Source organism: Streptomyces sp. NPDC017943, from assembly GCF_044328425.1.
Classification (GTDB): Bacteria; Actinomycetota; Actinomycetes; order Streptomycetales; family Streptomycetaceae; genus Streptomyces; species Streptomyces djakartensis_A.
On the sequence record NZ_JBIRHH010000021.1, the window covers coordinates 1 to 21812 of the forward strand.

General features: G+C 63.8%; 12 protein-coding genes and 7 pseudogenes. 10 read left to right on the forward strand and 9 right to left on the reverse strand.

The features are described from left to right. Window positions 1-66: 66 nt before the first annotated feature. On the reverse strand, window positions 67-732 hold the full coding sequence (locus tag ACH4C6_RS34150; protein WP_398112555.1) for a transposase family protein: 666 nt from the start codon (window positions 730-732) through the stop codon (window positions 67-69). A gap of 322 nt (window positions 733-1054) precedes the next feature. Here ACH4C6_RS34150 and ACH4C6_RS34155 point away from each other — a divergent pair, with 322 nt between their 5' ends. Both ACH4C6_RS34155 and ACH4C6_RS34160 read left to right on the forward strand, forming a co-directional pair. Further along, a complete protein-coding gene (locus ACH4C6_RS34155) occupies window positions 1055-1522 on the forward strand; it encodes a hypothetical protein (RefSeq protein ID WP_398112556.1) in 468 nt (155 codons plus the stop codon). Window positions 1523-1665: 143 nt separating this feature from the next. After that, the gene (locus ACH4C6_RS34160) at window positions 1666-2991 is read left to right on the forward strand and encodes a CHRD domain-containing protein (protein ID WP_398112557.1); all 1326 of its coding nucleotides are present in this window, start codon (window positions 1666-1668) and stop codon (window positions 2989-2991) included. Window positions 2992-3117: 126 nt separating this feature from the next. On the opposite strand, the pseudogene ACH4C6_RS34165 reads toward ACH4C6_RS34160, so the two are convergent. Both ACH4C6_RS34165 and ACH4C6_RS34170 read right to left on the reverse strand, forming a co-directional pair. Continuing rightward, window positions 3118-3678: pseudogene (locus tag ACH4C6_RS34165) on the reverse strand (transposase); the annotation flags it as partial. A gap of 40 nt (window positions 3679-3718) precedes the next feature. After that, window positions 3719-4639 (reverse strand): IS5 family transposase, encoded by a 921-nt coding sequence (locus ACH4C6_RS34170; RefSeq protein ID WP_398112558.1) that lies wholly within the window; start codon window positions 4637-4639, stop codon window positions 3719-3721. Between the two features lie 2601 nt (window positions 4640-7240). Here ACH4C6_RS34170 and ACH4C6_RS34175 point away from each other — a divergent pair. After that, a pseudogene (locus ACH4C6_RS34175) lies at window positions 7241-8051 on the forward strand (IS5 family transposase). A 269-nt stretch (window positions 8052-8320) separates the two neighbouring features. Here ACH4C6_RS34175 and ACH4C6_RS34180 read toward each other — a convergent pair. Then, window positions 8321-8578: a hypothetical protein gene (locus ACH4C6_RS34180; protein WP_398112559.1), complete on the reverse strand. Its 258-nt coding sequence runs from the start codon at window positions 8576-8578 to the stop codon at window positions 8321-8323. 191 nt (window positions 8579-8769) lie between these two features. Here ACH4C6_RS34180 and ACH4C6_RS34185 point away from each other — a divergent pair, with 191 nt between their 5' ends. Next, window positions 8770-9861 (forward strand): IS630 family transposase, encoded by a 1092-nt coding sequence (locus ACH4C6_RS34185; RefSeq protein ID WP_398112560.1) that lies wholly within the window; start codon window positions 8770-8772, stop codon window positions 9859-9861. Window positions 9862-9887: 26 nt separating this feature from the next. Here the strand turns inward: ACH4C6_RS34185 and ACH4C6_RS34190 are convergent. Continuing rightward, window positions 9888-10280, reverse strand: a pseudogene (locus ACH4C6_RS34190) (IS5 family transposase); the annotation flags it as partial. 590 nt (window positions 10281-10870) lie between these two features. Here ACH4C6_RS34190 and ACH4C6_RS34195 point away from each other — a divergent pair. After that, window positions 10871-11068 (forward strand): annotated as a pseudogene (locus tag ACH4C6_RS34195) (hypothetical protein); the annotation flags it as partial. A 42-nt stretch (window positions 11069-11110) separates the two neighbouring features. Here ACH4C6_RS34195 and ACH4C6_RS34200 read toward each other — a convergent pair. Continuing rightward, a pseudogene (locus ACH4C6_RS34200) lies at window positions 11111-11684 on the reverse strand (IS5 family transposase); the annotation flags it as partial. Between the two features lie 435 nt (window positions 11685-12119). On the opposite strand from ACH4C6_RS34200, the gene ACH4C6_RS34205 reads away from it, so the two are divergent. The 3 genes from ACH4C6_RS34205 (at window position 12120) to ACH4C6_RS34215 (ending at window position 17211) form a co-directional block, all read left to right on the forward strand. After that, window positions 12120-13205 carry a hypothetical protein gene (locus ACH4C6_RS34205; protein ID WP_398112561.1) on the forward strand — a complete coding sequence of 362 codons (1086 nt, stop codon included), beginning with the start codon at window positions 12120-12122 and terminating at the stop codon, window positions 13203-13205. Between the two features lie 3198 nt (window positions 13206-16403). Next, on the forward strand, window positions 16404-16529 hold the full coding sequence (locus ACH4C6_RS34210; RefSeq protein ID WP_398112562.1) for a winged helix-turn-helix domain-containing protein: 126 nt from the start codon (window positions 16404-16406) through the stop codon (window positions 16527-16529). 250 nt (window positions 16530-16779) lie between these two features. Then, the gene (locus ACH4C6_RS34215; RefSeq protein ID WP_398112563.1) at window positions 16780-17211 is read left to right on the forward strand and encodes a transposase; all 432 of its coding nucleotides are present in this window, start codon (window positions 16780-16782) and stop codon (window positions 17209-17211) included. 6 nt (window positions 17212-17217) lie between these two features. Here the strand turns inward: ACH4C6_RS34215 and ACH4C6_RS34220 are convergent, their stop codons facing one another. Further along, on the reverse strand, window positions 17218-17730 hold the full coding sequence (locus ACH4C6_RS34220; RefSeq protein WP_398112564.1) for an SUKH-4 family immunity protein: 513 nt from the start codon (window positions 17728-17730) through the stop codon (window positions 17218-17220). A 98-nt stretch (window positions 17731-17828) separates the two neighbouring features. Between ACH4C6_RS34220 and ACH4C6_RS34225 the strand changes: the two are divergent. Then, window positions 17829-18491, forward strand: a pseudogene (locus tag ACH4C6_RS34225) (transposase); the annotation flags it as partial. Between the two features lie 305 nt (window positions 18492-18796). Here ACH4C6_RS34225 and ACH4C6_RS34230 read toward each other — a convergent pair. Beyond that, window positions 18797-19351 (reverse strand): hypothetical protein, encoded by a 555-nt coding sequence (locus tag ACH4C6_RS34230; RefSeq protein WP_398112565.1) that lies wholly within the window; start codon window positions 19349-19351, stop codon window positions 18797-18799. An 889-nt stretch (window positions 19352-20240) separates the two neighbouring features. After that, a pseudogene (locus ACH4C6_RS34235) lies at window positions 20241-21492 on the reverse strand (IS701 family transposase). Between the two features lie 148 nt (window positions 21493-21640). On the opposite strand from ACH4C6_RS34235, the gene ACH4C6_RS34240 reads away from it, so the two are divergent. Further along, window positions 21641-21812, forward strand: a 172-nt coding sequence (locus ACH4C6_RS34240; protein WP_398112566.1) for a transposase, incomplete at its 3' end; no start/stop codon positions are given.

Consider the following 21812-nt stretch of genomic DNA (forward strand, 5'->3'; position numbering starts at 1 on the left):
GCGGCTCGATCCGGTCCCACATCGCATCGGTGATCATCAATCGGACAGGCACATCCGATCAACTGATCAACCCATCAAAGAGACACGACCTAGGCGCCCAGACCCTGGTGACCGGAATCCGCGAGTGTCTCCAGTGCTGGTCCGCCGTCCAGATGTCTGACCAGCCACAACTGGCGGGCATTGGTGATGTCTGCGCAGCTGTCGTGCTGAGCCGGACTGCAGAAGAGGACGTGGCCGTCGCAGTCCGTGACAACCATGGTCTTGACCGCGTTCTGCTTGCTCTTGGCGGAGATGAACTTGGCCGGCCCTTGCGCCAGGCGGCCGGGCGCCTGACGCGGATCTCGATTCCGTCGATGGTGCCGGTAATCTCGATGGTTGCGAGCTGGTCGACGACCTCGGCAAGCGTCGCTCAGCGTGCAGGGGCCGCACCTCCCCGATGGCACAGGGGAGGGTGGAGCGGTCCACACTGAACCAGCAGGCCAGCACGTCATGAGTGACGGCATGGCGCAGACGCACGAGCGCGGCCGGGCGCCGGTCGACGAACACCAGCCGGTGCTTCGCACCTGCGCCTATAGCCCGCTTCCACGGCCTGGTCGCGAGCTTGGCTTGGAGCCGTGCCTGCCGCAACGGCCAGACCTCCGTCATGAGTTCAGCGAGCACGTCAGCTGACAGGCCGTGATCCTCGGGTCGCTGACGATCACTGCAGGAGATGCGTTCCCCACCACACAACATGATCGACGTTCCAGGAGCTCGACGCCTCGCCGCCTGCCGTGCACGAGCTTGTTAGACATTCGCCCGCGGGGAACCGAGCGTCGCAGCGCTCTCGTTGTGCTGCGTCCTGGGGTGTTGCAGATGCCCGTAAGACACCGATCGTGATCGATTTCGGGATCTCGGCCACCAGCAGGTTCCCGCTCTGTGTCGTCTGCTCCGGAGAAGCGTGAACCGCCTATGGGCGCGAGGCGTATCCCTCGATGAAGGCAAAGATCCGGCGGCATTAAACGGCTGGCTGCCATCTTCTGCAGAGAAATCTCGTAACCGCCTCCCAAGGAGGACAATGCGTACTCGGACCGTATCCATAGCCGCGATCGCCGTCACAGCGCTTCTCGGTCTCTCTGCCTGTACTCAGGGGGAAGAGGAGCCCGACAGCTCGGTGAAGCGGCCCGTCGGAGGGCAGCAGGTGACCGTCAAGGTGGCCGAGACGGACATCGGAAAGATCCTTGTTGATCAGTCCGGCCGTACTCTTTACGGATTCACCAAGGACAAGGAGGGAGCCAGCGCGTGCTCCGAGTCCTGCATCGCGGTCTGGCCCGCACTGGTCGCCGATAAGGATCCCGAGGCCGGCAGCGGTACTGACGGCAAGCTGTTCGAACTGATCGATCGAGCCGAGGGCGCCCGGCAGGTCTCCTATAAGGACTGGCCGCTCTATTACTACGCCGGCGACGTGGTACCGGGTGATCTCAACGGCCAAGGCCTCGACGAAGAGTGGTTCGCTGTCGCTCCTGACGGCTCCCTGGTTAAGTAGGAGCCGCCCCTGCACGGTTTCGATCAATGATTTTCCCACGCACACAGGTGAAGCTGGCAGGCAGTCTCGCGACAGCTACTTCCCGGGTGCCGCCCAACGAGTTCCTGGCTCAGGCCTCTTTCAAGTAAGGATTCCGATTCACAATGCGTCAGCCACTTATCGCCGCTTCCGCGGCCGCTGTGCTGGGGGCACTCACTGCTGGGCCTGCCGTCGCGCACGGCGGCCATGGAGACCACGGCGCCCAGACGACCGTAAAGACCGCGGCGCAGCAGATCACCCCAGCCCGGGGAAAGGCCACCTTCCTCAAGGCACGCCTGTCGGGTGATCAGGAGGTCCCGACTGCTGGTCAGTCCAGTGCTGGGGACGAGGACGGTTCGGGGGAGGCGCTGATCGAAGTGAAGGGCGATCGTGTCATCTTCTCTCTTCGATGGAGCGGGATCGGCGCGCCGACCCTCGGCCACATTCACGAGGGGCGGGCCGGCACGAACGGGGACGTGCGCGTTCCTCTATTCACAACGGCCATGCCGGATACGGTGACCAAGGCCGTCGGTTCTGTGACAGTGACGGACAAGTCACTCGCTCAGAAGCTGCGGACCAACCCTGCCGGCTTCTACGTGAATCTGCACGACGCCGCGAACCCCGCCGGCGCTGTTCGCGGTCAGCTGCGGACACTACGGGGCCAGCAGAACCCGCTTGGTCTCAGCCGGGAAGCCGGTCTCGCCGCAGTCATGACTGGCGGGCAGGAGGTACCCAACGAGGACCCCGCCAAGGTCGGCGACCCTGACGGCGCGGCCGTGACCTTCCTACGCCCTTCGGGCAGTAACGTCGGGTTCAACATGACATGGGTCAATCTCACGCCGCCCACGCTTGGACACATTCACAAGGGCAAGTTCGGTCAGAACGGACCGGTCCAGATTCCGCTTTTCACGAGCCCCATTCCGCAGAACATCTTCTCCGTGGGCGGAACTGTCGGCAATCAGGATGCCGCTACGGTGACCAGGATCCGGCAGAACCCCAGCAACTACTACTCCAACCTGCACACGGCTGAGAAGCCGGAAGGTGCTGTGCGCGGTCAGCTGATCGGGAAGGGCGGAGCCCAGAAGCCCGGCAACGGCGAAAGCTCGACGTCACCCGTCCCCTCTGGGGCTCCTTCGACTGAGCCTCCTGCCCAGGGCGAGAACGGATCGAGTCCCGCGTCGCCATCGCCGGTCCGCGGCAACGCGCTTCTCTTCGACGACCCGGGCACGTTCTCCGAGAGCAACGCTTCGCAGGGTGTTTCCGGCACTGGCTGCACCGATGTCCCGCGTCCTCGTATCGCTTCGGCGCTTCAGACAGACTCGTCCATCGTGATCTGGTCCGGCCCCAAGTGCACCGGAGAATCGAAGGTAGTCCGCGGAGACGTCCTCAACCTCGCGGATGAAGGCTTCGACAACAAGATCACTTCTGTGTTCTTCGGGGCCGGACTCTAATCCCTTGGAGTGGGCTTCAGGCGGGCTGGGGAGCGGGGTCTACTCGCTCGCCAGCCCACCTGACTCGTGATCGGGATCGGTTCCTCTCAGAGGTCGTTTTCGCCTGATGTTTCATTCCGGAATCGGTCATTTGGTCTGTGCTGTCGGGTCGCGCCGGGGGATGGTGTTTTCGCCGGTGAGGCGGCGGGCCATGAGGTCGGTCATGGCAGTGTGGATCACGGCTTCGGAGCGGGTGGGCAGGGTTTCGTAGTCGTGGGCCAGGCGGTGGTGCAGCATGAGCCAGCCGTAGGTGCGCTCGATCGCCCACCGCTTTGGGACCGGAGTGAAACCCCTGGTACCGGGCTTGCGGGCGGTGATTTCCATGTCGATGCCGGGGGTGGCGGCATGTTCGACGAGGTGCTGGCGGTAGCCGCCGTCGGCCCAGACCTTGCGGATGCCGGGATGGTCGGCGGCGACCTGGTCCAGGAGCCGGGCGCCGACGGCGGAGTCCTGCACGCTTGCCGCGGTGACCAGCACGGCAAGTAAAAGTCCGAGGGTGTCGGTGACGATGTTCCGCTTGCGGCCCACGATCTTCTTCCCAGCGTCGATGCCCTGGCCGGCGGCGGGCACGCTGGTGGAGGTCTTGACGCTCTGGACGTCGATCACGCAGGCCGACGGCTCGGCGTCCCGTCCTTCCTTCTCCGGCAGCTCCGAGGGCATTTGATCTAGGAGAATTACCCTTGGTGCCCTAGTGATCTGAGTCAGGTCCGCCCGCTGATCCAAACGAAACCGCCTTGTACGTTCCTCGCCAGGTGGATGTGGTTTCGTCTGTTACGCGCTTGGCGAGGTTGTCGATCGAGGCGATGTGGATCATGGCTTCGGAGCTGGCCGTGAGCGTCTCGTAGTCGCGGGCGAGGCGGCGGTGCATCAGAATCCAGCTGATACTTCGCTCAACTACCCAGCGTCTTTTCACGACATGGAACCCGCGCTTCTCCGGGTTTCGGTTCACGACTTCGACGTCAATTCCGAGACGTGCGCCGTATTCGATGATGGCGTTCTTGAAGCCGGTGTCGACCCAGCTTTTCGTGATGGTCGGGTAGGTCTCTTTTGCTTGGTCGAGCAGGCGTATTCCCATGGCGTTCTCCGAGGGGCCGGCGCCGGCAACGGTGATGGCGAGCAGGAGGCTGATCGTGTCGGTCAGGATACCCCGCTTCCTCCCGGCGATCTTCTTCGCGGCGTCGGTTCCCTGGCTGGTCAGGGGCACGTTGGTTGAGGTCTTGACGCTCTGGGTGTCGATGACGGAAGCGGTCGGCTCGGGCTTGCGGCCTTCCTTTACGCGGGCGAGCGCGATCAGGTCATAGTTGAGCTGGGCGAAGATTCCCACATCGCGCCAGGCGGCGTGGTAGAAGTAGACGGTGCCGTGGCCCGGGAAGTCGTGCGGCAGGTATTTCCAAGGGATTCCGGTGCGGTTCAGGTAGAGGATCGCGTAGAACACGTCGCGCAAATCGACCTGGGCCGGTTTTCCGGTGGGGCGGCGTTCGAGCCGGGCGTTCCGCCAGGCCGTCAGGGTCGGCTCGATCAGGGCCCACCGGGCGTCGGACAGGTCGCTGGGGTACGGCTTGCGCTCCTCACGGCACAGCGTGATCACGACCGGGCCGGAAGGCTCCATTCCGCAGGAGAGTAGGAGGTTCTGTCGCGTCTCTACGTCAGACGGGTTCCCAGGCGCAGAAACGGATGAGGCGGGCGATAGGGCTCGCGCGTTGCCACAGAACATTCAGTGCCTACACGACGAACCATATTGAAGTGGGCCACTCACATAAGCCGCATAGCGGCCTTGACCTGGATATACGCCGTCTGAGTGCCTGCGCACCCATCCTCTCCCTGCCCAGCTTGATGGCCGCGCTGCGCGCCGCCTTACCCCGCGCCTGATGCGCCGCCCGCATCCTCTCCAGCGTCTTCTCCGGGTGCTTCCCGCCCTTTGGAGGCATAACCACTCTCCAGTCTCTGAGATGACAACCGAGGGCAGGACGCCCTCAGCCCGGCTGTACAGCCCCAACACCCAAAAAGCTCACCCACCCCACCCCACCTCACCGGCCCCACAGGGCAGGGCCGGTGACAATCCGTCTACTGCACTCCCGGAGCAGGCGGGGGGCCTGCGCTGCGCTCCAGCCACTCGGGCCGGCCCCGCTGCGCGATGAGGCCAACGGGCCTGTGGCCCGGGCAGCAAGGCTAGGGAGCGGCATGGGTGCGTGGGTCCGCATGGGTGATGCCCCGTGCAGCTTTGGCGGGGCCGGGCCATTGCCTGTGCTTGAAAAGGAGGCCGCAGACTGTTGTGGAACCAGGTCCTGCCCCCGGTCCCTTGGAACGGGGCAGCTATCGGTGGGCAGTGAGATTGCTCACCGCTCAACAAACCTGCGCAGCACACAGCGAAAGCCAGAAAATAGGGAGAGGGCTTATTTCAGGTTCAGTGGCTACGCGGTGAGGGGGGTCGGCGGAGGGTGGATTTGAGAAGGTTGTAGGCTACGGGGTTATCCCTTTTCAGATTCACGAGTTCTGTGGCGGGTGCCGGCAGGGGGTGTTCGGCGGCTGCGGCGGCCGTGGTCGGGGATGCAGCCAAGCCGGGGTCTCGGGTTTGCCTGAGTGCGGCAGGTATGGGTGCTGGGGGAGTGGCTGCTGCGGCGGCCGTGATGTGCTGCGGGTGGGTCCGGGAGACGTCCCGGTTCGCGGCGGGATCGATTGCGGTTAGCTGGTGAAGTGTTTGCTGGTGGGCGTAGGGCCCGTTGGTCGGCAGGGTCGCGCTGTTGGGTGCAGGCGTCCCTGCGGGATGGGCGGGCAGGCCCTGCTGTGTCCAAGGGGCGGCGGCCAGGGGGTGGGAGGGGCCTGCAGCCCCAGCGGGCTGGTAGGGGTAAGAGGAGGCGGCCCACCTGGGCTCTGCCATGTGGGCAGGAACCTGATGGGGCTGCCAGGGGGCGGACTGGCCTTGCGCGGCGGACCACATGGCCGCGGGTGCATCTATGGGCGCGGGCTGCTCGTGGCTTCGAGGCCAGGGGTAGGACGCGGGCCGGCCGTCCGGTGCCGGCATCCCCGCGGCGTGGGCAGGCAGGCCCCGCCATGTCCAGGGAGCGTCCAAGGGCTGAGCGGAGCCAGCGGTCATGACGGCCTGGTAGGGGAACGGGAAAGCGGCCGGTCCAGGCTCTGCCGCAAAGGCAGCCACTCCAGTGTGCTCATCGTTCGGCCTGCCCGATGCGGCGCCCACCCGACACGCACCGAGCGGATCAACCGTGCCGATCCCACCGGCACGCCACCACGGAATGAGAATCCGCTCCCTCTCAGTGACGGCATGTCCTAGCGCTCGCAGTACCACTTCCTCCTCAGTCGACACCCTCGCGCAGCTGCTGGGTGATAGGAGATTCGACACCCGCTGTCCAATGTTGACGGGTCTGGAGTACTGGTGGAGCCTAACAACTGTGCATTGGAGTGGCAGACGCCTTTCTTTATTGTAACTCCCTTTGATCACCTCGCCCAGGCTCTCCCAGTCGCCAACTCCGCATACCACGCGAAGCGCATCGGCGTTCCTTTGGCCCGATGTATTGAGGTCTACGATTTTTCCGAGTTCAACGGAGTATCCCATCGTCGTTAGAATCAGTTCCTCACCCGGGGATGTCTTCAGGACACTGCTCTGTATCGCAAGTTGTGACACCCGCGCTCCGATGTTGAAAATGCGGTACGGGTGCCGATTAAGATGCACCTGCGTGTGCCTTTTCGGCAGGCCGTTATCTGGGTTTTTGCTATCCTTCGTTATCACGTAACCGAGGCCCTGCGAGCCCTTCAGCCCGAAAAAGACTGCTAGGGCGTGGGCATTTTTGTCTTGACCTAGGATGGCTATGAGATTGGCCGTCGCTGTGGCAGCATCAGGGTGCGGCACATGTGTGAACATGGCATTTCCCTGCATCTCATTTTCCTGCTGGTCCAGACCCGTGGGAATGGGAAACGTCACAAAAATCCCTCTTCTCTTAATTTATTGCGCCGCTTGCCGCTCCTGAGCTGCTTCTCACGCCATACAGGTTTCCGCGCGTGTAACAGTTCATGTTTGGTCGTAGTACTGCAACAATGCGTGCGCCGTCTTCGTGGCATCGATTCAACCGACGGCCGCGCCACTTTCAGCAGGCGCGGCCCTGGCTCAACTCCACGAGGGCCTGGACGACGTCCTTGGCTGCTCAGGTCGTGCTGGTGGTAACGTAGCGCGCGTCGAAGCTGGGCGGGGTCCAAGCTGTGTCCTGGCCGAGCGGGTGCCGGCGGGAAGGCGCGGTGCGCCAGCCGTGCTGTTCGGACCAGACCAGGGTGGCGTGGCCTGCCCGAGCATTTTGGGCCCTGGGAGACCGTCTACAAGCATCATCTCCGCTGGTCAGCGGACGGAACCTGGAAGACGCTGCTGTCGAAGATCCAGGCCGCGGAGGACGCGGCGGGTCGGGTCGACTGGGACGTACCGGTGGACTCCACCGCGGTGCGGGCCCATCAGCACGCTGCCGGCGCCCGCAGAACACCGTCCGTCGCGACTCCTCAAAAGAGGGCCCCTTCAGGGAAGAACCAGCCTGATCCGGGCCGTCCGGCTGGAGGAGGTGGTCGCCTCGGCGAATGTCAGGAACGCTTCCGTGGCGGCTGCACGACGGAGGGGGCCGGCTCCTCGCGCTCCTGCTGACCCCCGGCCACTACGGTGACGGCCCTCAACTCGAGGCAGCACCGCAGCAGATAGTCGGGCCCCGCGTCGGATCCGGGCGGCCGCGCACTTGACCCGACCTCGTCCTGGCAGACGAGGCCTACACAGCGCGGCACAACCGCCGCTGCCAGCGGCAGCGAGGTAGTGCCCACACCATTCCCGAACGGCGTGACCAGAGCAGACACCGGCGAAACCGCGGCTCCCGCGAGGGCCGGCCCACCGGCTTCGGCAGCGAATACTACAAGAAGCGCAACACCGTCGAACGTGCCATCGACCGCTTGAAAAGCTTCCGCGCCGTCGCCGCTCGCTGCGAAAAGCGGTCCTACATCTCCTGGGCACCGTCACCCTCGCAGCACTCATTTGACTGGCTCCGCACGTGATCCGAGGAACAGCGCCTACTGAGCTTCTCGTCAATTTTGTGGTGTTTGGGAGTGAATGGTCAGACTGGTGGGTGAGGAAGGACGGTGGGAGTTGCTCGCTGGAGCAGACTCGGTGGTGGATGTCGCGTTCGGCGACATCGGCGGGGTTGGCCAGCTCGCGGGTCTTGATGGCCGGCCACAGTAGTTCGACCGGGTTGAGTTCGGGTGCGTAGGCCGGCAGCCGCTCCAGGGTGAGCCAGTCCTGCTCGGCCGCTCAGGCCCGCATCCCCCGGCTCCGGGCGGACAGTCCGTCCCACACCAACACCAGCGGCTCACCGGCGTAGAAGGCCCTGATCTGTTCCAGCACCTCGATCACAGAAGTGGTGTCGTAGCCCAGCGCGGCGGCCATGCCGGCTCGTTCCCAGTTCAGCCGGTGCCGCAAGAGCGGCGGCCGCGGGGTGCGTAGGTGCAACGCACCTCGGGCAGCGAGGTCCTCCTCGACGACGGCTACCTCGGCCGGAGCAGAGACCACCGAGGCAAGGCTCTGACCCAGACCCGCAGACTACGACCAGGCGCGACACTGACCTTCCTCGAGTCAACGAACACCAGCGGCACGAGCACTCCTCACAACGAATCACCGTCCAACACGCCCTCGCCGACCACAAACGCTGGAAGCAGCTGACCCGCTAGTGACCTGAGCCGGAGATTCGTCGTTAGTTGGGCATGAGTCGTCCGGGGCCGAAGATTGCGCCGTTGTCGGTCACTGATGCCCAGCGGGCTGTGCTGGAAGGCTGGTTACGGCGCCGGACGACGGCCCAGGCGTTGGCTCAGAGGTCGCGGATCGTGCTGGAGTGCGCCGAGGGGCACTCGATCATGGAGGTGTCGCGCCGGCTGCGGATCGCTCCGGACACGGTCCGCACCTGGCGGCGCCGGTTCATCGAGCGCGGCCTGGACGGCTTGTGCGACGACCCCAGGCCCGGCGTCCCGAGGAAGATCACCGACGTCGACGTCGAACGGGTGATCATCAAGACGCTGGAGGAGAAGCCGAAGAACGCCACTCACTGGTCGACCAGGTCGATGGCCGCGGCCACTGGCATGTCGCAGTCGGCGATCTCGCGGATCTGGCGGGCGTTCGCCCTGGCGCCGCATCGGTCGCAGACGTTCAAGCTGTCGACCGATCCGTTGTTCATCGACAAGGTCCGCGACGTCGTCGGTCTGTATCTCGATCCGCCGGAGAAGGCGCTCGTTCTCTGCGTGGACGAGAAGTCGCAGATCCAGGCCCTGGACCGCTCCCAGCCGGTCCTGCCGATGATGCCCGGTGTTCCGGAGCGCCGCAGCCACGACTATGTCCGGGCCGGCACCACGACCCTGTTCGCCGCCCTCGAAGTCGCCACCGGCAAGGTCATCGGCTCCCTCCACCGCCGCCACCGGGCGGCAAAGTTCAGGAAATTCCTGGCCAAGCTCGACAAGGAAGTCCCGGACGACCTGCAGATTCACCTGATCCTGGACAACTACGCGACCCACAAGACACCCGACATCAAGAAGTGGCTGCCGGCTCACCCGCGGTTCCATCTGCACTTCACGCCGACCAGCGCGTCCTGGCTGAACCTGGTCGAGCGGTGGTTCGCCGAGCTGACCCAGAAGAAGCTCAAGCGCGGCGTCCACCGCTCGGTCCAGGCCCTCGAACGCGACATCCGAGCCTGGCTCACCGAACGGAACGAGCACCCAAGACCCTTCGTCTGGACCAAGACCGCCGACGAGATCCTCGACAAAGTCGCCGCACACTGCCAACGAATCTCTGACTCAGATCACTAGTAGACTGTCGCGACTTACTGATCATTTCAGAATGAGGTCCGCAGTCGTCTCAAGCAGATGATGCTGGAGGCGAGTTGGAGTAGGCCGAGGTGGAGGTCGGCGCGTATCTCGTAGCGGATCCGGAGTCGTTTGAGCTGGTGGAGCCAGGCGAAGGTCCGCTCGACGACCCAACGGGTCTTGCCCAGGCCGGAACCGTGAGCCGTGCCTTTCCGGGTGATCTTCGGTGTGATGCCGCGGGCCCGTAGGAGACGGCGGTACTTGTCGTAGTCGTAGCCGCGGTCGGCGAACAGCCGGCGAGGCCGGTGACGTGGCCGTCCGCGAATCCCACGGATGTGGGCGATCGCGTCCAGCAGTGGCGTCAGTTGGGTGACATCGTGACGGTTTCCGCTGGTCAGGGTGACAGTCAGGGGTTTGCCGTCGCGGGCCTGGGCGAGAGCGCTCGTAGGGCCGGCAGCCCAGTCCGCGGCCAGCGCAGACAGGGTGGCGCCGGAGATCGTGAAGAAGGTACGGCGGTCCATCGCTGTTCGCAGGGCCTCTCTCAGGGCGGGCTCGGAGCTGTCGGGCCCGAACGGGACCACGCCGTCGGCGGTGAGTGGCAGCCAGTTCGGCCAGTCGTCGGCGCGGACGATGTCCGCGGGCCAGCCGAGGACTTCGGCGATGTAGATCTGCGATTCCTCGCTGGGCTTGATGCCGCGCTGCCACTTACGCACTCGTGCCTCGTCGGTGCCTGAACGCAGACCACGCCGGATGGCCGCGGCGCGGATCCCGGAGACGAGTTCATCCATCGTCATGCCGAGCGCGAGCCGCGCCAGCACCAGCGGGTGACGTGTGGTCTCTTGCACGCCTCAATCCAATCACTCAGCGCACACGAACGGTGACGTACTTGGATACGGGACCCCTTCGGGACCCCCTCTAACCGGTCGACTGGGTCGAACAGTTGAGCCCATTCTCGTCTTCTGCCGCCACGACATGCGGCAGCGGGACCCACCGTGAGACGAGAGGAGAACCGATGGCACAGACGGATACGCCGCTGGTGTCCGTGGTCGTCAGCACACGCGGAAACACGGCGAACGTACGGAGTTTGCTCGATGCGCTGGCAGCCCAGACGCTGACCGGCGGGCAGAGGGAAGCGATCGTCGTTGACAACGACCTGCCCGGACCCGTCCGGCCGGTCGCGGACGCTGTACGCGACGGTGACTGGCCGTTTCCCGTACGGGTGCTGCACGAGCCGACACCCGGGCTGAGCGCGGGCCGGAACCGCGGGATCTGCGCGCCCGCGCTGCCGCCGGTTGGCCTGCTGGTCGGCCCGTTCCGGGATCACCGCGCGGATGCCGCGTCTGCGCAGGTGGCCGCGGATCGCGCGGGAGGAGTACGCCTGTCGGCCAGGACCAGGTCCGGCCTGGTGCGGGGCCGTCCAAAAGGGCGGGGAACGCGCAGGCGGGCCATGACGTCCGCGAAGGCGGGTGCATCTCCGGCCTCTCCGGCGGTGAGGACGAACACCAGCGGCCGGCACCGGCCGTCGGCCGCGAGGTGGATCTTCGTGGTGAGTCCGCCGCGGGACCGGCCGATGGCGTGATCGTCCGGCTCGCCGGCCGGGGCCCCTTTTTACGGGCCCCGGCCGCATGCTGGTGAGCCCGCACGATCGTGGAGTCCACCGAGACGGCCCAGCTGACGTCTTAGTCCGCGTCGGCTTGGGCCACCAGGGCGGTGAACACCCGCTCCCACGTGCCGTCGACGGCCCACATCCGCAGCCGGTTGTAGACGCCCCGCCAGTTGCCGTACTTCTCCGGCAGGTGCACCCACTGGGTACCGGTCTGGAACCGCGACCGCCTTCCCGACACCTACCAGGCCATCGCCCCCCTGGTATCAGACCGCAGGTCACCGCCTGACAGGCGCCGTGAACAGAACAAACACGCCCCACCGGCACCACGCACCAACTTGTTAGCGACTCAGGACACCACCGACTCTGAATATTGGATCGGGTCCCGATGTGGCGGCCATAAATCAGATGTAAAGTTGAGAAGTGCACAATGGACATTGAAGGTTTCCGAGAAGGGCTTGGATGACGATGGTCAACCTGAATGAAAGGCTTCGGTGGTTGCGCCCGCATCACCCAAACCACACTAGCCGGTGCAGCGGTTCCAGCAAGTGTGGGTGAGGCTAAAGATTCGCATTCCCAGCGCAACGACCAACTAGTTCAGCTAGCCGCAATGACATGGAGAAGGGGTTTCGTGGCTCACCTAGATGCCTCAGACGACATGACCCAGAAGACCCCAGTATGGCCCCCGACCGACAGGCGCACAGAGCTTGAGAAACGGGAAGACGAGTACAAGTACTTTGCCAGCCAGGCGCAGGTTTCGGCACTAGCGGCTTTCAGGTGCATACTTCCCATTTCTCGACGAGATCAGTTCGACAACGGAACGCCTTGGAGTAACCATTCCAAGGCTCTCATGTGCAAATTGGATGAGGAATGCCGTGAAGGGGTAATGGAGAGCATCGTTGGGCTCGGGCAGTACAAAGAATCGCTCGAGAGGCACAACGCCGTGCTCGGTCGGGCCAAGCTCCCGCTCATCGACATCGAGAGAGACCCTGTGCGGGTGTGGCAAGATAGTTGGGCTAACCGGTTCAGTGCCCTGGCGGCTGAACATATTTCTATTGTCCCTGATGAGTGGCATCATCTGCAGAATGCGGCCCTTGTGCACAACTACTCCCGCCATGCTTACGCACATGGAATTGAGTCTACTCTTGGGTTGATGAAGGCCCATTCCCCAACGCCTCGACAAGTCGCACTGATCGAAGAGTTGAATTATTACCTGATGGATCAGGCTGAGATTTCTGCTAGAACAGTGTTGCGGTGTATTGTTCACGAGTCGAGCAGGGATTCAGTAGATAGAATTCAGCGTTGGGATTATCCCAACGCTGAATATAATACGGACATATTGATGCACGATCGGGATCGCGTAGCTCGCGTCAACGCCCGTCAATGCATCGATGAACTTTCTGATCTTGGGCAGGACCGCGTGATATCTGAGCGGCTATGGCGCGAATGCTGGGAAAAAGGGCTCAGTCAAGCTGTGGTCAAGCATGCGAACGCTATCCCAATCTCTCAACAGATGCGCCAGCGGCGGGTTATTACCTCGGAGCCGCGTATATCTAATATCGCTTGGGACGACGGCGCTGAGAAAGCAGTCAGGGCACTGAATCAACGAATAACGGCGCTGGCTGCATACTACATTCCTCTCATCCCGACCCAGGTAGCGAAGAAAAGCAGCGAGCACGGCACCCCGGCTCCCGCCCGTCAAGCCATCGGAAACGTACGTCGGAGTTCCAGGACCATGTGGTAATACCCGTCTATTGTGAAGGGACTCCAAGCGATTCCGGGGCGGAGGATTTCGGTTTCATACCGGAGTCGCACAGATCGATGATGAAAATTTCAGACAACATTGGGGAAAGAAGCGAATGTACGTCTCAGCTGACGTAATCCGCGAAAAGCGAAAGGCGCCGAATGCCCACCGCGCAGCCCTTACTGGCTTGAGTAGCCACCTGCCTCCAGTGCTGAAGCAGCTTAACTACGGAAAAGAATCGGACAATTTGCTTGCGGTAGTGAGTGACTTCTACGATCTAGGCATCCGCGACCTGCAGGACGCGCGGCAACTAGCAAGTAGGACCGCAGGCCTACGCGTCACTTCACCCTGTACCTTCGGCTTAACAGCCCAAGCCCCTCAGGTTGATTGAACCCCTCCTTGCTTCTGAGGCCACCCGGACCAGCAGGCTACGGCTCACCGGAAGGCGCTAAGCTCCTATCAGTTTCGGCTGCAGTAAATGTGATGGGGGTGATAGAAGTGTTTGAGTCTTCTTCAGCATGGCTGTGAGATCCCCTGGCCGGCCCAGTGAAGTGGCTGCACATCACAGATTCGAAGGTGATGACCTCGCTCCAGACCGGGCCATTCAACCGTCAGCAGGTCAACGAGTGGAACGACAGCAGGTTGGTTAGGTCGTTTTTTCCGTAGTTCCATCTCGGCGTTTCCTTGCGATCTTTAACGCCGGACCCTAGCAAGGTATACAGATCCCGGTGCAGAGGCGGTCCATGAGCTGTGACATTGTGCAGCAGGGTGCCGAAACAGACGTGCAAGGTTTTCCTAATGTGGAACAGCCGAACACAGACCTTTTATCCAAGCACGAAGGCGGGGAAGGTTCCAGTTAGACGGTAATTTAGTAAAGATCACCACAAAGCGCAGGGTGCATTTTGCGCATTCATGCATCTGTCCTTATGACTCTATAGCAAGGAAGCCATGCCTAGTTCTATGTCGCGTAATGCGGCATGCGCGATAGAGGGTGTCAGGAGAGAAAGAGAGGAAGCATCCGCCGAATGGGACGAGCAGGCTCGCGTCATAGCAGCTAGGCATCCCAATCCAGCCGTACGCGCTATGGCGAGAGGTGCTATCGCGGCCAAGAAATATCCCCGGGCGTCGGCATCTGCCACGGCCGAGGCTATGTACACGAAAAAGGACCAGGGAACAGCTACGGACGCCGAGCATTCCTGGGTCCACAAAGTCAGCTCTATGGCGGCTGGCCATCCGAACGTGGCCGTACGTGAGATGGCGGAAGCGGCGCTCGACGCTCACCGCTTTTCGCAATCGACGATTTCTGAAGTTGCTGAGGCTATATACACCGCTCCGAACCCCCGTCGAGCGCATACTGCCTGGATTAATGAGGTACAGGCCATGGAGGCACATCCAGATCCGGCCGTCCGCTGTATGGCGGCGGCCGCTGCCCTGCACCAGGCTCTGCCGACTGCCGGCATCGCTTCGTCACCCGCATACGCTGCGGGCCACCGTGAGCCTCTTGAACCTACAACCGGATATCGTCCTCACTCCGGGCATGGCGGCCTGAGGGGACTGGAGGGAGCGAGTAGTGACAGTTCCACCACCCCTCAGCCCTCCCTCACTCAAGCCGCTAAGGCCTGCATACAAGGCCAGAGCGCGCCCCAGGGCAAGGCCACTCATGTGCAGCAGGTTAGGGCTCACCACCAGCAGCAGACCACTCGGGTCCACCAGCCTCCGAAATGTGGTCTCTAACGTCTACTGAGCCCTAACTCTTGGGTTGCCTGCACGTTGATCGAGGGTGAGAACTTGCGGCATTTATCGCCCGCCGCGCAGGAGGATGTGAGGTTGCGGGTAGTGAGTGCGCTGGAGTCGGGGCGTGGTGCGGACGCACGGCCAGACAAACAAGGTGTTTGGGGTTTCCGAGAGATCCGTGGGCAAACGGCCGGCGCTCCAAGGTCAACATCATGTCCGCCGTCGCCTCACACGGTTTGTGGTTCTGCGTTTTCTTCAGCAAGTACTCCGCGACGGCATTCTGCGCGTTCCCCGACCGCCTTGCCGCCAGGCGTGGCGGGAGGTTTACGTGATCGCCGACCGGCACCCGGTATGCCGCAGCAAGGCGGTACGGGCTCGGATCGCTGAGAACGCCGAGCTGCAGCCGATGCCCCTGGCTATAGCACCGAGTTCGATCCCGACTAGCCGCTCAACGCCGACCTGAAGCATCACATTCACGCCGCCCGCGCCGCGTCAGCCGACGATCTCGCCCGTGAGACCAGGCGCCTCCCGCAGCGTAGGCAGCGCCAACTCCGCTTCGGTTGCCTATACTTTGTCACCGCCCGACACGTCCGCCCCACGATCCAGTAGGAAACCCATCAGTTCCGGCTCATATGCTGGATGAGCGAGGCTTAGTGAAGTCTCGACGTCTCATGAGAGGCCACCATGCCCGACCTTGGCAATTCGGTCAGGAACGCCCTTCTCCTTGACTTCGCCCTGGCGGGGCGTACCGAGCAGCAGTACGGAGAGGACGTGCTTCACGCAGAGTGGAAGCACGTACGAGATTTCCTCTTCGCCAGTGACCAAGGACGCGCTCTCCTGAACGACACTGCCACCGCATCGGAGCAGCGGGTTGCTTCGCTGCGTGACCAGTTAAGGGAAGTTATCACTGCGCACCGCCGAGAGCTTGTGGAGAATGACTTCATCCCTCTGTCGGATATCGGGCAAGGCCTGATGACTCAGCTCACGCGCAGGGGCGGAGATTTTTCGCCGAGCCTCTCCACGCCGGACCTCTCCATGTCTGGTTCCTCCACGCCTGACCAGTTAATTCAGGCCGCTCACTCCCAGGCTGTTCCGGAAGCTGCGCCTTCTCAAGCTCCTGCCCGAAGTGCCGGACACACCGGCAACCTAGCTCAGCGATCCCCAGCCAACGTTCGCCCTCGGGCGCTGACTCGCTAAGCGCGGCCTCACCGGCTGACACGCCAACTCGCCACCCTCGGTAGCTCTATCCGTCCGGGGCCGAGAGCTGTCTGAGGTGCGTGCTATCCGGAGGGTGTGAAGGCACCCTAGAAGCCTACTCCTTGTATACGCGAGGAGAAGGTTCCGAAGTGCCCTCACACTCACACCCGCCACCAATTCCGGCAATCGGAGCCTCCATCCCCAGGCCCGCGCAGAGGCCACGCCGACCCCCTCCCCGGGGCCCAGGCCGCCAGGCTGGAAGGGGAGTTGGAGCGTGGTCCGCTGACTCACGGCTGGTCGGACCAGCGGTGGACTCTGGCACGGATCAAGACGCTCGTCGGCCGGCTGTTCCATGTCTTCTACACGGTCGAGGGCACCTGGCGGCTGCTGTAGCGGCACGGCCGGAGCTTGCAGCAGCCCACTCGGCGGGCGATCGAGCGCGATGACGACGCAGTCGAGGTATGAAAGAAGGAGACCTGGCCGCGGGTAAGAGCATCGCGGCGGAGCGCGGGGCCTGGATCGTCCTCGAAGACGAGGCCGGGCAGTCGATGACTCCGCCGCGCGCCAGAACCTGGGGCCGGATCGTCAGACCCCGGTCGTGAGCGTGAGGGGCCGCAGCTCCGGGCGGGTGTCGATGGCGGGCATGACCTGCTGTAAACCGGGCGAGCGGTCCCGGCTGATCTACTCGATCCGCGAGTATCGCGGCCGCAAGGACGAACCGAAGGGCTTCGGCTGGCGCGACTTCCGCGACCTGATCGTCCGCGCCCGCATCCAGCTCGGCGGCCCGATCGTCCTGGTCCGGGAGAACCTCCGCCTGCACCTGACCGCTGACATGCGTGCGTCCATCGAGACGAACGCCGAGTGGCTCACCGTGTTCCACCTGCCCACCTACGCCCCGGACCTCAACCCACAGGAGGGCATCTGGTCACTGGTCAAACGGGAGATCGGCAACCTCGCCGCCGGGGACCTCACTCAGATCACCCGAGCCGTGAAACGTCGGCTCAAGAGGATCCAGTACCGTCCAGAACTCGTCGATGGCTGCCTCGCAACCACCGGCCTGCACCTTGAGGACTGACGTGACTCATTCCTCCTCCCAGTTCGCGTAGTCGCCCATCGCCACGTCATCGCACAAGGTCTCCCACAACCCGTTGTCTGCGAGTGCGGTGGCATCGAGAGCAGCGAGGAGCCGACGGAGCTCGTCCGCCACCTCCTGGAACCTGTCCTCCTCGTCTTCCTCGTAGAACGGGAAGCGGGCGATGGTGCCCGCGACGCACCGGTGGAAGGCCCCGAGGTGCCTGTTCACATGCCAGGCCGTCGCGGACCCGATCTTGGGGATCTGCACGACGCGACGCGAAGCCACATCGACGCCGAGCCGACCGAACAGGCCGCTGGACCCCAAGACGACCAACCCGCTCTCACCGATCCCGTCCAGGAGCGTCGCCTCAGACAGCGGTTGGTACTCATAACCGATCAGCCCTGCTGGGACGCCGACTTCCCGCAGATCGGCGGCGATCTCGGCAGGCACCCCTGGTGAGCAGCCGATACGGACCACGGCGTACTGGGGCAACGGCAACGGCGGGAAGTCTCGGATCACGCAACCATCATCCTCGTGCTCCGGCCACACCGGGACGGCGCGGCCTGGCCCCTGCCACCCTGCGGCGGGCCCCGACATCACTCAATCAAGTTCAGTAGTTCGTGGCCTGGCTCGCCCAGCGCGGCCGGTGGCTTTCGTACTCGGTCTGCAGGACCATCACCGAGCAGAGCCACCCGGCCGTCCTCAAAGTTCCTGCCACGGCCTGGACGGCAGCGACCGAGCCCGGCGGCGAGATCCGGGACGGCGCCTGGGTCGCCGAACTGTCCGGCGACTGCCTCAAGGGCTGGCCGAAGGGCATGCGGCTGATCGTCCGCAAGAAACGGCCCCATCCCGGAGCCCAGTTGAGGATCACCGAACCGACGGACTGCGGCTGACATGCTTCGTCGACCAACACCACCGTCATGCCGATCGCGGCACTCGAGCTGCGACACCGCCGGCGGGCGCGGGCCGAGGACCGCATCCGGGCCGCGCGGGCCACCGGCCGGCGCAACCTGCCCCTGCACGACACCGCGCAGAACCGAATTTGGCTGGAGATCGTCCAGCTCGCCCTGGACCTGCTGGTCTGGATGCCGATGCTCGCTCTGACCGGCGAAATCCGCAGGTGGAAGCCCCGCCGTCTCCGGTTCCGCCTTCTCTCCGCAGCCTCCCAGATCGTCACGACCGCCCGCCACCGGCACCTGAGGTTCGCACGCCACTGGCCCTGGGCCGACGTGATCACCGACGCCCTGGCGCGACTCGACGTTCTCCCGAACCCCGGTTGAGCAGCACATTCCCGTCCCTGCGAGCAGCATTACCCCGACCGGAGCCGTGGAACCCGGCGCACACCCGACGCGACAGCCGGGCCATCAACCTGCCCACCATCAACCCGAACAACCGAAACGGCCCGCCGAAGAAGCCGACGGACCGTCATGAAAGATCGAGTGTAGGTATCGATCGCCTTTTTGCTCGTCATCGCGTGACCCCTACGCAACGCGCCGAGATCAAAAGCTGCTGCTCGGCGACGTCTGCGGTTACGTTACAACGAGAACGAGTTTGGGTGACCCTTCTTCGGCAGTACAGCCGGGCATTACTTCGTCGGCGAACCGCCGCCACGGCTACGAGTTGCAGAATTGCCTCTGATCGGGGAGGTGACCTGAGTGGGGGCGGCAGGAGGTGACTGTGGGGCGACGCTTCCAGGCACCGGATGTAGCGTCGCAAAAAAGGAAGTCAGGTCCTTATTATTGTAGAAGTGGGCAGGGTTCAATGACTTCTGAACATACCCTCTCCCGTCCTCAAGGTAGTTTTGGTCCTTATTTTCCACGACGGGACTATTCAATTTGAAACCCACGGATGGTTCCATCTGGGTCTTGAAAAACGCAATCGCTTCACGGGCATATTCGTGCCGATTAACAACCGACTGCGCTTGCTCGCTGTTCTCGGCCGCCTCTCGGAGGCGATCGTAACGCTTATCGATCTCCGCCAAAACCTGCGCCGCCTTCCGCATGCTGGCCACAATTCGGACGATTTTAGGGTCGTCGACATATGTAGCAATGGTTGCGGTGGTCACCGGCGGCAAGCCAGACTTGGAAAGCAGGTCGTTCACTTCAGAGGAAATGCGTTCTGCGATGGCAGGCGAAGTCATTTTATCGCGCTCATCCGAAGTTAGACGAAAGCAGTATACACCTGCAGTGATTTCTAACGGAGAGAATGAGGGCATGGCGGTAAATCCCCTTAGCGGTTTGAAATTTTCCCTGCGTACATAATACGGCCCTCCCCTCCACGAAGTTCACCGTTCCGCCAATAACCCCTGCCCGCAAGCGTCGGTGCTGCGGCCGACTGTGCCATCGGGCACGGCGCAGCCCTCGGCACCTGCGCTGCTCTGGGGATGAGGCCGGCCCGCGGCGAGTGCCAGACCGGCAAGCGTGCCGCGAAGCTGACCGTATTGCACACCGGTATCGGACGAGCACCTGCTCCGCGGACTGGGCCTCGGCCTGGAGATGACGTGCCGACGGCGCCCGGCCGGTGTGTCTGGGACACGAGCCCCGCCGGATAGCCCCGACCGGGGAAACGCGGATCACCGCCCGCAGCCAGTCAAGCTTCTGTCCGACCGGCACAAGCCACGACGACGTCGCCCCACCGCCGCTCCGGCACAAGAGGGCGGCAGCTATTACCGGACTCCTCGGCCGCCGCCCCGACGCCCGGGTGCGCTGCTGGCCGACTGCGGCCGCGATCGCGAGATACATCAGCAGTTCGTGTGGCATAGGGGATAGCCGAACGCCTTCAGGTACGCGACCCGGCCCTCGCACCTTCCTCTGGGTGGCCGAGGTGCCCATCACCTGGCTGCACGGCATCAGTCACCTGCCTGATCCCTACGGGTAGGCCCTACGCCTCGCTATCGGGGTCGCGTCTTTCCACGGTGTGCCGAGTTCCAGTGCCCTAGTACTCCAGCAGCGGTTCGTGTCCTGAGCTGTGTTTTCGGTAGTGGCAGCGGCGGGCGACGGCCTGGCGGCGTCTTCTCCAGGCAGACCAATTCAGCACGTGGGTGACTGGATCGCGGTCGGCCCGCGGGTGGGGCAGGAGAGTGTCCAGGAGCCGCCGTATCTCTGCCACGGTGAGCGGGACCGAGGCTGATCCGTTTCTGCAGCCCCCTTTGCGGCCTCGCCGATGGTTTGGGGTTGTGTTGCGATTGCGGTCAGGATGGCATGGGCGAGCATGGCCAGGGTGATGTGCCGATACCAGCCGACATAGCGGCGGACCTCGTACTCGTCCAGGCCGCACTCGTTCTTCGCGGCCTGGAAGCACTCCTCGATCGCCCGGCGGGAGCCGGCCACCCGGGCCAGGTCGGCGGTCTCGCTGCCGAACGGGTGCGTAAGCGAGGTAATAGGCCAGGTCAGCAGGGTCGGACAGGTCGCGGCGGGCCATCACCCAGCGGTGATGGGTCGGCGGATCGGGGTCGAAGATCAGGTTGGCGGGTAGCTTGGCTGCGGCCCAGTCGTAGACCCGTGGACCCTTGGCACCGTCACCGCAGGACAGCCGCTGCCAGGCCTCACCGGGTGCTTCGCCGATCAGCTGGTCGATGCGCCAGATGCCGGCTAGGGACTTGATCTGCTGCGATGTGGGCACCGCCACCACATAGCCGATGTCGAGCTGCTCGAGCAGGCGGCGAAAGTGCCAGTCCTGCCCATAGGCCTCGTCGGCGGTGACCCACTTGGCGGGCAGACCAGCGGCCGGGCAGCGGCGGACGATGCCTCGGGCCAGCTCTCCCTTGGTAGCGAAGCCACGTTCGTCGGGGATCTTCGCCGCCCGGCAGCGGTCACGATCGGACGTCCAGGCTTTGGGCAGATAGAGCTCCCGGTCCACCAGAGCCCGGCCCGAGCCGGTGGCATAGGCGGCGAACACCCCGATCTGGCAGTTGTCGATCTTCCCGGAGGTCCCGGCGTACTGCCGGCCCACTCCGGCCGAGGTGGTGCCCTACTTGATGAACCCGGTGTCGTCGATGATCAGTACTCCGTCCGGCCCGAGCCGTTAGGCGATATAGGCGCGAACGTCGTCACGCAGCGCATCCGCGTCCCAGACACTGCTGTTCAGTAGCCGCTGAAAGCCGTCGGGGGTGCGGTGACCTGCCCATTCCGCGAGCTGCCAGCCGTTCTTGCGTGTCGCCCGCCCCAGCAGACCGCGGACGTAGTCGCGCATCCGCCACCGCAGATCCGCCCGAGCAAACCGGTCCGCCACCCGAGCGAACGCCGACCCCAACTCATGCGCCCAGTCAGCGACTTCAGTCATCCCCTCCATACCCAGGACAACGACAACCACCAGCTCATGTCACGAACCGCTGCTGGAGTACTAACTGATCATTTCAGAATGAGTTGACGTGTGGGGCTTGGGAGTTGGGCTTGATGGCGGCAGAGTTCTTCGAGTGCCGGATGATCTTGTGCCTGATGACCTGTGGGAACGTGTTGCCCTGTTGCTCTCTCCTCGTCCACCGCGGCGTCGACGGTACCCAGGCCGGTTGCCGGCGGATGACCGCGCTGCCTTGCGCGGCATCGTTTACGTGCTGTGCAAGGGCGTGAGCTGGGCAGATGTCCCTGCGGAGAAGATCGGCT